At 67.6% G+C, this 15,200-nt stretch carries 9 protein-coding genes; 8 read left to right on the top strand and 1 reads right to left on the bottom strand.

Annotation, left to right across the window (positions count from 1 at the left end; genetic code table 11):
- The 8 genes from ABF401_RS05115 to tuf form a co-directional block, all read left to right on the top strand.
- On the top strand, positions 1 to 317 hold a 317-nt coding region (locus tag ABF401_RS05115), incomplete at its 5' end, for an agmatine deiminase family protein (protein WP_353508455.1).
- An 830-nt stretch (positions 318 to 1,147) separates the two neighbouring features.
- Positions 1,148 to 4,630, top strand: a complete 3,483-nt coding sequence (gene rpoB / locus ABF401_RS05110; protein ID WP_502908194.1) for a DNA-directed RNA polymerase subunit beta — start codon at positions 1,148 to 1,150, stop codon at positions 4,628 to 4,630.
- Between the two features lie 120 nt (positions 4,631 to 4,750).
- Positions 4,751 to 8,650, top strand: a complete 3,900-nt coding sequence (locus tag ABF401_RS05105; protein ID WP_353508453.1) for a DNA-directed RNA polymerase subunit beta' — start codon at positions 4,751 to 4,753, stop codon at positions 8,648 to 8,650.
- A gap of 175 nt (positions 8,651 to 8,825) precedes the next feature.
- The gene (locus ABF401_RS05100) at positions 8,826 to 9,374 is read left to right on the top strand and encodes a putative universal stress family protein (RefSeq protein ID WP_353508452.1); all 549 of its coding nucleotides are present in this window, start codon (positions 8,826 to 8,828) and stop codon (positions 9,372 to 9,374) included.
- 483 nt (positions 9,375 to 9,857) lie between these two features.
- Entirely contained in the window at positions 9,858 to 10,232 is a 375-nt protein-coding gene (rpsL, locus tag ABF401_RS05095) for a 30S ribosomal protein S12 (RefSeq protein WP_331929874.1), read from the top strand.
- On the top strand, positions 10,232 to 10,702 hold the full coding sequence (gene rpsG / locus ABF401_RS05090; RefSeq protein ID WP_324144049.1) for a 30S ribosomal protein S7: 471 nt from the start codon (positions 10,232 to 10,234) through the stop codon (positions 10,700 to 10,702). Before rpsL ends, rpsG begins: the two co-directional genes overlap by 1 nt.
- A gap of 118 nt (positions 10,703 to 10,820) precedes the next feature.
- On the top strand, positions 10,821 to 12,938 hold the full coding sequence (fusA, locus tag ABF401_RS05085) for an elongation factor G (RefSeq protein WP_353508451.1): 2,118 nt from the start codon (positions 10,821 to 10,823) through the stop codon (positions 12,936 to 12,938).
- Between the two features lie 120 nt (positions 12,939 to 13,058).
- A complete protein-coding gene (tuf, locus tag ABF401_RS05080; RefSeq protein ID WP_353508450.1) occupies positions 13,059 to 14,255 on the top strand; it encodes an elongation factor Tu in 1,197 nt (398 codons plus the stop codon).
- A 249-nt stretch (positions 14,256 to 14,504) separates the two neighbouring features.
- Here the strand turns inward: tuf and ABF401_RS05075 are convergent.
- A partial coding sequence (locus ABF401_RS05075; RefSeq protein WP_353508449.1) for an LLM class flavin-dependent oxidoreductase occupies positions 14,505 to 15,200 on the bottom strand: 696 nt, incomplete at its 5' end.

Here is a 15,200-nt window from a genome sequence, read left to right as displayed (position 1 = left end):
ATGCCCTCACCAGGGAGCTGCGCGAGCTGCTGTCGGACGCCCGCGATGCGCGAGGCGAGCGGTTCGAGATCATCGGGGTGCCGGCCCCCAAGACCCTTGCCGACGACGAGGGCCCGGTCGACTGGTCCTACATCAACCACCTCGTCGTCAACGACGCCGTCATTGCCTGCACCTACGACGACCCGCAGGACGACCGGGCACTGGGGGTGCTCGCCGACGCCTACCCCGGCCGCCGCGTCGTCGGCGTCGACGCCAGGGCCCTGTTCGACCGGGGCGGCGGGATCCACTGCATCACCCAGCAGCAGCCAGCCGTCTGAGCTCGGGCCGGCCCCCGCCTGGTCGAGTGTGCACTCCGCGCCGCGCCAGTCTTTGTCGAGTGTGCACTTTGCGACGAGGTGTCCGGGGCGGCCGTGCGGCGCAGCTCTCCGACAATCGGACCGCGGCGCGATTGTCTGCGCGCCCGCTGCAGGATCCCCGCCGGCTTTCGGACCCGGGCGCGATTGTCGGAGAGCTGGCCGGGCGCGAAGTGCACACTCGACCAAAAGGGGCGGGTTGGGAGCGCACGCTCGACCTCGTGTGCGGGGGTTCCGCTCGTGCCGTATGCCGCTGCGCTCGCTCCCGCAGCTGCCTCCCTTCGTCGAGTGTGCACGCGGCGACGATGTTCCGGGCGGCCGCGCCAGCTAGCTCCCCGACGATCCGTCTGGGGCTGGATGGTCGGGGCGGCGCGAAGTGCACACTCGAGGGGAAGGGGGTCCGGGCACCTGGCGAGGAGGCGCGCGGGGGCCGGCTCAGCGGCATACGACCCGTCTGGCGATGTCCACAAAGTGCTGTTTTGGGCGTTCCGCGACGCGCCTACTGGCGAGAAGGCTTGACGTGGCGCGCGCGGGGGTCCATATTCGTCGCGTTCCTTCGCGGAGCTCCCGGTCCGGGAGGCGTCGAGGTCTTCGATCTTCGCCTCTTGACCCGGCTGGACACTCCTGTCCTTTCACGGTAGGCTAGGCCTTTGCGCTGCCCATGCCCGCTCAACACGTCCCCTCAGTCGCGTCCTTCGCCGTGCCGCCCGCACGGATCACGCCCCTGAGTCCCGTGCGCGGAGCCATGCACAGCGCGCATGATGAAGACGAAAAGGCCCGTGGAAGGACCCTCCTTGGCTGCCGCGCGTACTGCGACGAACATGTCCACCGCACAGACTCCCTCCGGGCGTCTGTCCTTCGCGAAGATTCGCGAACCACTTGAGGTCCCCGACCTCCTGGCCCTTCAGACGGAGAGTTTCGACTGGCTGCTCGGCAACGAGCGCTGGCAGGCTCGCGTCGCCGCGGCCAAGGCCGAGGGCCGCACCGATGTCCCCGACCGTTCCGGTCTCGAGGAGATCTTCGAGGAGATCTCACCGATCGAGGACTTCAGCGGCTCCATGTCGCTGTCGTTCCGCGACCACCGTTTCGAGGAGACGCGCAAGACGATCGAGTCGTGCAAGGAGCGCGACCAGACCTACGACGCGCCTCTCTTCGTCACCGCCGAGTTCATGAACGCCCAGACGGGCGAGATCAAGAGCCAGACGGTGTTCATGGGTGACTTCCCGCTCATGACCGAGCGCGGCACGTTCATCATCAACGGCACCGAGCGTGTCGTCGTCTCGCAGCTCGTCCGCAGCCCCGGCGTGTACTTCGAGCGCACGCCCGACAAGACGTCCGACAAGGACATCTACACGGCCAAGATCATCCCGAGCCGTGGCGCCTGGCTCGAGTTCGAGATCGACAAGCGTGACATGGTCGGGGTCCGCGTCGACCGCAAGCGCAAGCAGTCCGTCACGGTGCTGCTCAAGGCCCTCGGCTGGACCGAGGCCCAGATCCTCGAGGAGTTCGGCGACTTCGAGTCGATGCGCCTGACGCTCGAGAAGGACCACACCCAGGGTCAGGACGACGCGCTGCTCGACATCTACCGCAAGCTGCGCCCGGGTGAGCCGCCGACGAAGGAGGCCGCACAGACCCTCCTCGACAACCTCTACTTCAACTCGAAGCGCTACGACCTGGCCAAGGTCGGTCGCTACAAGGTGAACAAGAAGCTCGGCCTCGACGCCTCGATCAACGACTCGACCCTGTCGGTCGACGACGTCGTCGCGACCATCAAGTTCATCGTCACCCTCCACGACGGCCAGACGTCGATGAAGGGCGTCAAGGGCGGCGCCGAGATCGACGTGCCCGTCGAGGTCGACGACATCGACCACTTCGGCAACCGTCGCATCCGGTCGGTCGGCGAGCTGATCCAGAACCAGGTCCGCACCGGTCTGTCCCGCATGGAGCGCGTCGTTCGCGAGCGCATGACGACGCAGGACGTCGAGGCCATCACGCCGCAGACGCTGATCAACATCCGGCCCGTCGTCGCCTCCATCAAGGAGTTCTTCGGCACGAGCCAGCTGTCGCAGTTCATGGACCAGAACAACCCGCTCGCGGGTCTGACCCACAAGCGACGCCTCAACGCGCTCGGCCCGGGTGGTATTTCCCGTGACCGCGCCCAGATGGAGGTCCGCGACGTCCACCACTCGCACTACGGCCGGATGTGCCCGATCGAGACGCCGGAAGGACCGAACATCGGTCTCATCGGCTCCCTCGCCAGCTTCGGCCGGATCAACGCGTTCGGCTTCATCGAGACGCCGTACCGCAAGGTGACCGACGGGGTCGTGACCGACGAGGTGCACTACCTGTCGGCCGACGAGGAGGACAAGTTCGTCGTCGCGCAGGCCAACGCTGCAGTGGACGACAAGGGTCGCTTCGTCGACGAGCGGGTCCTCGTTCGCACCAAGGGCGGCGAGGTCGAGCTCATCCCCGGCGACGAGGTCGACTACATGGACGTCTCGCCGCGCCAGATGGTGTCGGCCGCGACGGCGATGATCCCCTTCCTCGAGCACGACGACGCCAACCGGGCCCTCATGGGCGCCAACATGCAGCGCCAGGCCGTGCCGCTCGTCAAGAGCGAGGCCCCGCTCGTCGGCACCGGCATGGAGTTCCGCGCCGCGCTCGACTCGGGCGACGTCGTCCGCGCCGACAAGGCCGGTGTCGTCCAGGAGGTCTCCGCCGACCTCGTCACCGTCGCCAACGACGACGGCACGTACCAGACCTACCGGGTCGCCAAGTTCGACCGCTCCAACCAGGGCACGAGCTACAACCAGGTGGTCCGCGTCGACGAGGGGCAGCGTCTCGAGGCCGGTGCGGTCATCGCCGACGGTCCCGCGACCGACGGTGGCGAGATGGCGCTCGGGCGCAACCTGCTCGTCGCGTTCATGTCGTGGGAGGGCCACAACTACGAGGACGCGATCATCCTGTCCCAGCGGCTCGTCCAGGACGACGTCCTGTCCTCGATCCACATCGAGGAGCACGAGGTCGACGCCCGGGACACGAAGCTCGGCCCGGAGGAGATCACGCGGGACATCCCGAACGTGTCCGAGGACGTCCTCGCCGACCTCGACGAGCGCGGCATCATCCGCGTCGGTGCCGAGGTCCGCGACGGCGACCTGCTCGTCGGCAAGGTCACCCCCAAGGGTGAGACCGAGCTGACGCCGGAGGAGCGCCTGCTCCGCGCGATCTTCGGTGAGAAGGCCCGCGAGGTCCGCGACACGTCCCTCAAGGTCCCGCACGGCGAGACCGGCACGGTCATCGGCGTCAAGGAGTTCCGCGCCGACATGGGCGACGACCTCCCGCCGGGGGTCAACCAGCTCGTGCGCGTCTACGTCGCCAACAAGCGCAAGATCACCGACGGTGACAAGCTCGCCGGCCGGCACGGCAACAAGGGCGTCATCAGCAAGATCCTGCCGGTCGAGGACATGCCGTTCCTCGAGGACGGCACGCCCGTCGACGTCATCCTCAACCCGCACGGTGTGCCGCGACGGATGAACCTCGGGCAGATCCTCGAGCTGCATCTCGGCTGGGCCGCGAGCCGCGGGTGGGAGGTCGACGGCAAACCCGCGTGGGCCAAGGAGCTTCCGGCTGACGCGCACGAGGCCCCGGCCGGCACCCGGATCGCGACCCCCGTCTTCGACGGCGCGTCCGAGGACGTCGTCATGGGCCTGCTCGACTCGACCCACCCGACGCGCGACGGCGTGCGGCTCGTCGACGGCACGGGCAAGGCCCGTCTGTTCGACGGTCGTTCCGGCGAGCCCTTCCCGGAGCCGGTCGCGGTTGGCTACATGTACATCCTCAAGCTGCACCACCTCGTCGACGACAAGATCCACGCTCGCTCGACGGGTCCCTACTCGATGATCACCCAGCAGCCGCTCGGCGGTAAGGCCCAGTTCGGTGGCCAGCGCTTCGGTGAGATGGAGGTCTGGGCGCTCGAGGCGTACGGCGCGGCCTACACGCTCCAGGAGCTGCTGACGATCAAGTCCGACGACGTCCCGGGCCGGGTCAAGGTCTACGAGGCGATCGTCAAGGGCGAGAACATCCCCGACTCGGGCATCCCGGAGTCGTTCAAGGTCCTCCTCAAGGAGATGCAGTCCCTGTGTCTCAACGTCGAGGTCCTGAACTCCGAGGGCACGACCATCGAGATGAAGGAGTCCGACGAGGAGGTCTTCCGTGCAGCGGAGGAGCTCGGCATCGACCTGAGCCGGCGCGAGCCGTCCAGCGTTGAAGAGGTCTGAAAGGCCCCACGCGACAAGCGGCACGTATGCCGCTGAGCCAGCTCAGCGGCATACGTGACCGAGTCTTTGACACCCACTCAGACCAAAAGACTTAACGAGAGTTACGAGAGAAGGAACCACGTGCTCGACGTCAACTTCTTCGACGAGCTGCGCATCGGCCTGGCCACCGCTGACGACATCCGCCAGTGGAGCCACGGCGAGGTGAAGAAGCCGGAGACGATCAACTACCGCACCCTCAAGCCGGAGAAGGAGGGCCTGTTCTGCGAGCGCATCTTCGGCCCCACCCGGGACTGGGAGTGCAACTGCGGCAAGTACAAGCGCGTTCGCTTCAAGGGCATCATCTGTGAGCGCTGTGGCGTCGAGGTCACCCGCGCCAAGGTGCGCCGCGAGCGGATGGGCCACATCGAGCTCGCCGCACCCGTCACCCACATCTGGTATTTCAAGGGCGTCCCGTCACGCCTCGGGTACCTGCTCGACCTGGCCCCGAAGGACCTCGAGAAGGTCATCTACTTCGCGGCCTACATGATCACGCACGTCGACGAGGAGCAGCGTCACCAGGACCTGCCCTCGCTCGAGGCGCAGATCCAGGTCGAGAAGAAGGAGATCGAGAACCGTCGCGACGCCGACGTCGAGGGGCGCGCCCAGAAGCTCGAGCAGGACATCGCCGCGCTCGAGGCCGAGGGTGCCAAGGCCGACGCCAAGCGGAAGGTCCGCGACTCCGCCGAGCGCGAGATGAACGCCATCCGCCGCCGCGCCGACCAGCAGGTCGAGCGGCTCGAGCAGGTCTGGGACCGGTTCAAGAACCTCAAGGTCCAGGACCTCGAGGGTGACGAGATCCTCTACCGCGAGATGCGGGACCGCTTCGGCCTCTACTTCGAGGGCGGCATGGGCGCGGCCGCGATCCAGAAGCGGCTCGAGTCCTTCGACCTCGACGCCGAGGCCGACTCGCTCCAGGAGATCATCGCGACCGGCAAGGGCCAGAAGAAGACCCGCGCCATCAAGCGGCTCAAGGTGGTCGCCGCGTTCCAGACGACGACGAACCGGCCGAGCGGCATGGTCCTCGACGCGATCCCGGTCATCCCGCCGGACCTGCGACCGATGGTGCAGCTCGACGGTGGACGCTTCGCGACGTCGGACCTCAACGACCTCTACCGTCGCGTCATCAACCGGAACAACCGCCTCAAGCGCCTGCTCGACCTCGGCGCCCCCGAGATCATCGTCAACAACGAGAAGCGGATGCTCCAGGAGGCCGTCGACAGCCTCTTCGACAACGGCCGTCGTGGCCGCCCCGTCACGGGCCCCGGCAACCGTCCGCTGAAGTCGCTGTCCGACATGCTCAAGGGCAAGCAGGGCCGCTTCCGCCAGAACCTGCTCGGCAAGCGGGTCGACTACTCCGGCCGTTCGGTCATCGTCGTCGGTCCGCAGCTCAAGCTGCACCAGTGCGGCCTGCCCAAGCAGATGGCGTTGGAGCTGTTCAAGCCCTTCGTCATGAAGCGCCTCGTCGACCTCGACCACGCGCAGAACATCAAGTCGGCCAAGCGCATGGTCGAGCGGGCCCGTCCCGTCGTGTGGGACGTCCTCGAAGAAGTCATCACCGAGCACCCGGTCCTGCTCAACCGCGCTCCGACGCTGCACCGCCTCGGCATCCAGGCCTTCGAGCCGCAGCTCGTCGAGGGCAAGGCGATCCAGATCCACCCGCTCGTCTGCTCGGCCTTCAACGCCGACTTCGACGGTGACCAGATGGCCGTGCACGTGCCGCTGTCGGCGGAGGCGCAGGCCGAGGCCCGGATCCTCATGCTCTCGAGCAACAACATCCTCAAGCCGGCCGACGGTCGCCCCGTGACCATGCCGACACAGGACATGATCACCGGCATCTTCCACCTGACCGAGCTGGTCGACGGTGGCGGTCTGGGTGCGGGTCGTGCCTTCTCGTCCCCGGCGGAGGCCCGGATGGCCTTCGACCGTGGCGAGATCGAGCTCGGCTCGTCGGTCAAGCTGCGCCTGACGGACATCGTGCCGCCGGCCGGGTTCGAGCTGCCCGAGGGCGTCGAGCCGGACGAGAACGGGATGGTCCCCGCGCTCCTCGTGGAGACCACGCTCGGACGGGCGCTGTTCAACGACGCGCTCCCGGTGGACTACCCGTTCATCAACAAGGCGATCGACCGCAAGGGCCTGTCGGCGATCGTCAACGACCTCGCGGAGCGCTACTCCAAGGTCCAGGTCGCGGCATCGCTCGATGCCCTGAAGGAGGCCGGCTTCCACTGGGCCACCCGCTCGGGCAGCACCGTCGCCATTGCCGACGTCACGACGCCGGGGAACAAGACGGAGATCCTCGAGGGCTACGAGGCCAAGGCCGCCAAGGTGCAGACGCAGTACGAGCGCGGTCTGATCACCGACGACGAGCGCCGTCAGGAACTCGTCGAGATCTGGACCCAGGCGTCCAACCAGGTCGCCAAGGAGATGGAGACCAACTTCCCGCGCACGAACCCCATCTACCGGATGGTGTCCTCCGGTGCGGGTGGCAACTGGTTCCAGATCCGCCAGATCGCCGGCATGCGAGGCCTCATGGCCAACCCGAAGGGCGAGATCATCCCGCGGCCCATCAAGGCGAACTTCCGTGAGGGCCTCACCGTGCTCGAGTTCTTCATCTCGACCCACGGTGCCCGCAAGGGTCTGGCCGACACCGCGCTGCGGACGGCTGACTCGGGCTACCTCACGCGTCGTCTCGTCGACGTGTCGCAGGACGTCATCATCCGTGAGGACGACTGTGGCACCGACCGCGGCCTGACGCTGCCGATCGCCCAGGTCAACGAGACGACCGGGACCCGCTCGCTGAGCGAGGTCGTCGAGGCGTCTGTCTACGCCCGCACGCTGGCCGAGGACGTCACGGACGCCGACGGCACGGTGCTGGCCGAGGCCGGGATCGACCTCGGTGACGTCGTCATCGGCGCGCTCTACGAGGCGGGCATCGACCACGTCAAGGTTCGTTCGGTCCTCACCTGTGACAGCCGGGTCGGCACGTGTGCCAAGTGCTACGGCCGCTCGCTCGCGACGGGCAAGCTCGTCGACATCGGCGAGGCGGTTGGCATCATCGCCGCCCAGTCGATCGGTGAGCCCGGCACGCAGCTGACGATGCGCACCTTCCACACCGGTGGCGCCGCGGCCGCCGACGACATCACGCAGGGTCTGCCGCGTGTCGTCGAGCTGTTCGAGGCTCGCACGCCCAAGGGTGTCGCTCCCATCGCCGAGGCCACCGGCCGCGTCGAGATCGAGGACACCGACAAGGCGCGCCGCATCCTGCTCACGCCGGATGACGGCTCCGACCAGCACGCCTACCCGGTCAGCAAGCGCTCGCGCCTGCTCATCCAGGACGGCGACCACGTCGAGGTCGGCACCAAGCTGCTCCAGGGCGCGATCGACCCGAAGCAGGTGCTTCGCATCCTCGGCCCCCGGGCCGCGCAGAAGCACCTTGTCGACGAGGTGCAGAGCGTGTACCGCCAGCAGGGCGTGTCGATCCACGACAAGCACATCGAGGTCATCGTCCGGCAGATGCTGCGGCGCGTGACGATCATCGAGGCGGGCGACGCGGACCTGCTCCCCGGCGAGCTCGCCGAGCGCGGCCGCTTCGAGGAGGAGAACCGCAGGACGATCGCCGAGGGTGGTCGCCCCGCGTCCGGTCGTCCGGAGCTGATGGGCATCACCAAGGCGTCGCTCGCGACCGAGTCGTGGCTGTCGGCCGCGTCCTTCCAGGAGACCACGCGTGTCCTCACGCAGGCCGCCATGGAGGCGAAGTCCGACCCGCTGCTCGGCCTCAAGGAGAACGTCATCCTCGGCAAGCTCATCCCCGCCGGGACGGGCCTGCCCCGCTACCGCAACATCAAGGTGGAGCCGACCGAGGAGGCCAAGGCCGCCATGTACTCGCTGCCGAACTACGACGCGTACGACTACGCGACGTTCGGCACGGGCACCGGCGAGGCGATCCGTCTCGACGACGAGGCGCTGGGGCTCGACAAGCTCTGACCGACCGTCACAGGCATCAGGCCGTATGCCGCTGGGCTGGGACCGCGCACCACGCGCAGTCCCAGCCCAGCTCGCCGTTCCAGCCCCATCGAGTGAACACCTTCTGGGCACCGAAACCCCAGAAGTTGTTCACTCGATCAGGTGAGGAGCACGGGCCGCTGGATAGGGTGCACCAATGAGCGATGCACCCCCCGTCGAGACCCCCTCCGAGCCCGAACGCGAGCCCCAGTCCGAGTCCGCACCAGCTGCGGTCATCGTGCTGACCGAGGAGGCGCTGAAGCCGGTCGACGTGGACAAGATCGCGAGCTTGCACGCGGAGGACGACGAGCCGGAGACCTACCGCGTCCTCGTGCCGGCTGACACCAAGCGCAACCTGCTGAGCACCTTCCTCAACCACCTCAGCCTCTTCGAGATGCGCGAGGCGCTCGATGCGCTCAAGCCGGTCGACCGTGAGGGGGCGCACGCGGACGCCCAGACAGCGCTCGAGCAGAGCGTCCGCGAGTTCGAGGAGCGGGGTCTGACGGTGACCGGTGAGGTGACCGCGGACGACCCCATGCCGACGCTCGTCGAGGAGGTTCGTCGCCTGAACGCCCGCGAGGTCGTCATCGTCACGGAGCCGCACGCCGTCGAGGACACCTTCCACAGGGACTGGGCCTCCAAGGCGCGTGAGGTCCTCGGCCTGCCGGTCCTGCACATCTACGCGGGAGACTGGCGCCTCGGCTGAGCGGCCGGGCCGCCATTTCGGGACCGGGGTCCTCGAGTGGCGGCGGGCTGGTCCGGGAGCCCGCCAGCTCGGGACCAGGGTCCCGAACTGGAGGCGACGGCACGCCAGGAGATCCGGGGAGCGAGCCCAGCGGCATACGGCATTGTGGCGGTAAGCGCAAGGGTGCGGATTTGGTCGGCGTGGCGCCCCGCCGGTACGCTTGAACACTGTGTCTGAGGCCTGTACTCAGTCATGCGCGATGACGGCCTCGGTGCCCTGTCCGCCAGCCCCGGCCGGTGCGACATCACTGCGGTCCAGAGCGAACCTTCCGCCGGGCAACCCACGAGCATCGTGGGGAGTGCAGGGGGGAGCACCGGGTCACCGTTCGACCACCCAGATCGGCCATTGACACGCCCGACCTCGGGGGTCACGGGAACCCGGAACACCAAGGAGTCGCCCCATGGTGGGGTGGCATGACAACAGCAACGTTACGGAGTAACCAGGTTGCCTACCATCAACCAGCTGGTCCGCAAGGGCCGCCAGGACAAGGCCGCGAAGGCCAAGACCCCGGCGCTGAAGGGATCCCCTCAGCGTCGCGGTGTGTGCACCCGCGTGTACACCACGACCCCCAAGAAGCCGAACTCCGCCCTTCGTAAGGTCGCCCGTGTCCGCCTCAGCAGCGGCATCGAGGTCACGGCCTACATCCCCGGCGTCGGCCACAACCTCCAGGAGCACTCGATCGTGCTCGTCCGCGGCGGCCGTGTGAAGGACCTTCCCGGTGTCCGCTACAAGATCATCCGCGGCACGCTCGACACCCAGGGTGTCAAGGGTCGCAAGCAGGCTCGCAGCCGCTACGGCGCGAAGAGGGAGAAGGCCTGATGCCTCGCAAGGGACCCGCTCCGAAGCGTCCGCTCGTCGTCGACCCGGTCTACTCCAGCCCGCTCGTGACGCAGCTCGTCAACAAGATCCTGCTCGACGGCAAGAAGTCGATCGCCGAGACCATCGTCTACGGCGCGCTCGAGGGCGCCCGCCAGAAGACCGGCACCGACCCCGTCGCCACGCTGAAGCGCGCGCTCGACAACGTCAAGCCGGCCATGGAGGTCAAGTCCCGCCGCGTCGGTGGTGCGACCTACCAGGTGCCGATCGAGGTCAAGCCGGGTCGCTCCACGACGCTGGCCCTGCGCTGGCTGGTCGGCTACGCCCGGCAGCGTCGCGAGAAGACGATGACCGAGCGCCTCATGAACGAGATCCTCGACGCGTCCAACGGCCTCGGCGCCGCCGTGAAGCGTCGCGAGGACACCCACAAGATGGCCGAGTCCAACAAGGCCTTCGCGCACTACCGCTGGTGACAGCACTTCCGGCCGTATGCCGCTGAGCTCGCTTGGCGGCGTACCGCCGGGATCCAGCCCTGCCGCACACAGGCACGGCCCCACAGACTTCCTACACGACTGAGATGAGACAACTGACGTGGCACTCGACGTCCTGACGGACCTCAAGCAGGTCCGAAACATCGGCATCATGGCGCACATCGACGCCGGCAAGACGACGACGACGGAGCGCATCCTCTTCTACACCGGCGTCAACCGGAAGATGGGCGAGACGCACGACGGTGCCTCGACGACCGACTGGATGGAGCAGGAGAAGGAGCGCGGCATCACGATCACCTCCGCCGCCGTCACCTCCTTCTGGGAGGGCACCCAGATCAACATCATCGACACGCCCGGCCACGTCGACTTCACGGTCGAGGTCGAGCGGTCGCTCCGCGTCCTCGACGGCGCCGTCGCGGTCTTCGACGGCAAGGAGGGCGTCGAGCCCCAGTCCGAGACCGTCTGGCGCCAGGCCGACAAGTACGACGTGCCGCGCGTCTGCTTCGTCAACAAGATGGACAAGCTCGGTGCGGACTTCTACTTCACCGTGCAGACGATCAAGGACCGCCTCGGTGCGGAGCCGCTCGTCCTCCAGCTGCCGATCGGCGCCGAGAGCGACTTCGTCGGCGTCGTCGACCTGCTCTACATGCGTGCCCTGGTCTGGCCGGGTGACGCCAAGGGCGACGTGACGATGGGCGCCAAGTACGAGATCCAGGAGATCCCCGCGGACCTCCAGGCCAAGGCGGAGGAGTACCGGCACCAGCTCGTCGAGCGGGTCGCCGAGTCCGACGACGAGCTCATGGAGAAGTACCTCGGCGGCGAGGAGCTCACCCCCGAGGAGCTCAAGGCCGGCATCCGCAAGCTCACCGTGAACTCCGAGCTGTACCCCGTGCTGTGTGGGTCGGCGTTCAAGAACCGCGGCGTCCAGCCGATGCTCGACGCGGTCGTCGACTACCTGCCCTCGCCCCTGGACGTGCCCGCCATGATCGGGCACAAGCCGGGCCACGAGGAGGTCGAGATGACCCGGGAGCCGTCGAAGGACGAGCCGTTCTCGGCCCTCGCCTTCAAGGTTGCCGCTCACCCGTTCTTCGGCACGCTGACCTTCATCCGGGTCTACTCGGGCCACATCTCCTCCGGCACCCAGGTGATGAACTCCACCAAGGGCAAGAAGGAGCGCATCGGCAAGCTCTTCCAAATGCACGCCAACAAGGAGAACCCGGTCGACGAGGCCATGGCCGGCCACATCTACGCGGCGATCGGCCTCAAGGACACGACGACGGGCGACACGCTCTGCGACCTGAGCGACCCCATCGTCCTCGAGTCGATGTCCTTCCCGGAGCCGGTCATCCAGGTCGCGATCGAGCCGAAGACCAAGGGTGACCAGGAGAAGCTCTCCACGGCCATCCAGAAGCTCTCCGCCGAGGACCCGACCTTCCAGGTCCACCTCGACGAGGAGACCGGCCAGACGATCATCGCCGGGATGGGCGAGCTCCACCTCGACATCCTCGTGGACCGCATGAAGCGGGAGTTCAAGGTCGAGGCCAACGTCGGCAAGCCGCAGGTCGCCTACCGCGAGACGATCCGCAAGGCGGTCGAGAAGTACGACTACACGCACAAGAAGCAGACGGGTGGCTCTGGCCAGTTCGCGAAGGTGCAGGTCACCTTCGAGCCGCTGACCGACACCGAGGGCGGCGAGCTGTACGAGTTCGTCAACGCGGTCACGGGTGGTCGCATCCCGCGGGAGTACATCCCGTCCGTCGACGCCGGCATCCAGGACGCGATGCAGTACGGCGTGCTCGCCGGCTACCCGCTCGTCGGGATCAAGGCGACCCTCGTCGACGGTGCCTACCACGACGTCGACTCGTCGGAGATGGCCTTCAAGATCGCCGGCTCGATGGTCCTCAAGGAGGCCGTCAGGAAGGCGAACCCCGTGCTCCTCGAGCCCATGATGGCGGTCGAGGTCCGCACTCCCGAGGACTACATGGGTGAGGTCATCGGCGACATCAACTCCCGCCGTGGCCAGATCCAGGGCATGGACGACATCAGCGGCGCCAAGGTGGTCCGCGCGGTCGTCCCGCTGTCCGAGATGTTCGGCTATGTCGGCGACCTGCGCTCCAAGACGCAGGGTCGCGCGAGCTTCTCCATGGAGTTCGACTCCTACTCAGAGGTCCCCAAGGCTGTCGCCGAGGAGATCATCAAGAAGACCCGCGGCGAGTGACAGACGGGGCAACCCGGCTAGTCTCTCCCGAGGAATCCCAATCGGAAATCACAACCCAACAGCGCCACGTCCTGCCCTGGTCGTACGGCGTAACACTATGAAGTCCTGAGGAGGACCACAGTGGCGAAGGCAAAGTTCGAGCGGACCAAGCCGCACGTCAACATCGGCACCATCGGTCACATCGACCACGGCAAGACGACGCTGACGGCTGCGATCTCCAAGGTCCTGCACGACAAGTACCCGGACCTCAACCCGCAGTTCGCGTTTGACGACATCGACAAGGCTCCGGAGGAGCGCCAGCGCGGCATCACCATCTCGATCGCGCACATCGAGTACCAGACGGAGGGTCGTCACTACGCCCACGTCGACTGCCCGGGTCACGCTGACTACGTCAAGAACATGATCACCGGCGCTGCGCAGATGGACGGTGCGATCCTCGTGGTCGCCGCGACCGACGGCCCGATGCCGCAGACGAAGGAGCACGTCCTCCTCGCTCGCCAGGTGGGCGTCCCCTACATCGTGGTGGCGCTGAACAAGGCCGACATGGTCGACGACGAGGAGATCCTCGAGCTCGTCGAGATGGAGGTCCGTGAGCTGCTCACGACCTACGAGTTCCCCGGCGACGACGTCCCGGTCGTCAAGGTCTCCGCGCTCAAGGCGCTCGAGGGCGACGCGGAGTGGGGCCAGACGGTCCTCGACCTCATGGACGCCGTGGACACCTACATCCCGGAGCCGGAGCGCGACGTCGACAAGCCGTTCCTCATGCCCGTCGAGGACGTCTTCACGATCACCGGTCGTGGCACGGTCGTCACGGGCCGTATCGAGCGCGGCATCCTCAAGGTCAACGAGGAGGTCGAGATCGTCGGCATCCACCCCGGCCCGGCCACGAAGACCACGGTCACCGGCGTCGAGATGTTCCGCAAGCTGCTCGACGAGGGTCGTGCGGGCGAGAACGTCGGCCTGCTCCTTCGCGGTGTCAAGCGCGAGGACGTCGAGCGTGGCCAGGTTGTCGTCAAGCCCGGCTCGATCACGCCGCACACGGAGTTCGAGGGTCAGGTCTACATCCTGTCCAAGGACGAGGGCGGCCGTCACACGCCGTTCTACGACAACTACCGTCCGCAGTTCTACTTCCGTACCACGGACGTGACGGGTGTCGTGCACCTGCCCGAGGGCACCGAGATGGTCATGCCCGGCGACAACACCGACATGAAGGTCGAGCTCATCCAGCCGATCGCCATGGAGGAGGGCCTCAAGTTCGCCATCCGCGAGGGTGGCCGCACGGTCGGCGCCGGCCGCGTCACCAAGATCCTCAAGTGATCTGACGCTGCATCAGCAGTAGTTCTCCGGCAGGGCCCGGACCGCTTCGGCGGTCCGGGCCCTGTCTAGTTCCGCCTCGGGGTGGTCGCGTTCGCCCGTCCTTTGCGCCCGCGGGGCGGGCACCGTGGCTCGCGGCGTGGAGCGTCGGCGGCCGTTCCCGCAGCACGCCGGGGCTGTATGCCGGCCGGCCGCCTCCAATGCCGCTCCCCACGGCGCTCCGCCCCGCTCCCTCGAACGTGAGCAGGGCGGTCACGTGGTGCGGTCGAGCCGGGCGAGGGCGGGGCCGATCGCGGCCACGGTCTCCACGGTGATCGGGTCCAGGACGAGCTGGACGTGGACCGCGCCGGCCTGCGCCATGGCCTCGAGGTGCTCGGCGATCGCGCTCGGCTCGCCGGGCACGGGAGCGACCGATGCGGCATACTCCGAGTCGCCCATGACCCGACCTGACCCGCCGGCGAACTGCACGTAGACGGCCGCCGTCGCGGCGACCTCGCCCGGGCTCCGGCCCGCCTCGACCGCGGCCGCGTCCACCCGCGCCTTGAGGCGGGCGAACTCGGTGGGGGAGTTGCCGTAGTCGCTCCACCACGTGTTCCACAGGTCGACGTGCGGCAGCCCGATGCGCATCATCCGTGGCCCGGTCGAGCCGAGCATGAGGGGTGGACCGCCTGGACGGGAAGGCCCCGGGTCGAGCACGCAGTCGTCGACGTCGTAGTAGCGGCCGTGGAAGTCGGCTCGTCCCTCGCGCAGCAGGCGCCGGATGACCGTGAACGCCTCCTCGAAGCGCCCGACCCGGTTGTCGAACGGGAACCCGTAGGCCGTGTACTCCCGCTTGTTCCAGCCGGCGCCGAGGCCCAGTACGAGTCGCCCTCCGGAGATCGCGTCGACGGTCGCGGCCATCTTCGCCAGCATCGCCGGGGCGTGGAAGCTCGTCGAGGCGACGAAGGG

The sequence above is a fragment of the Intrasporangium sp. genome (assembly GCF_040414665.1).
In the GTDB taxonomy this organism is placed as follows: domain Bacteria; phylum Actinomycetota; class Actinomycetes; order Actinomycetales; family Dermatophilaceae; genus Intrasporangium.
This window is presented reverse-complemented; position numbering and strand designations above follow the sequence as displayed.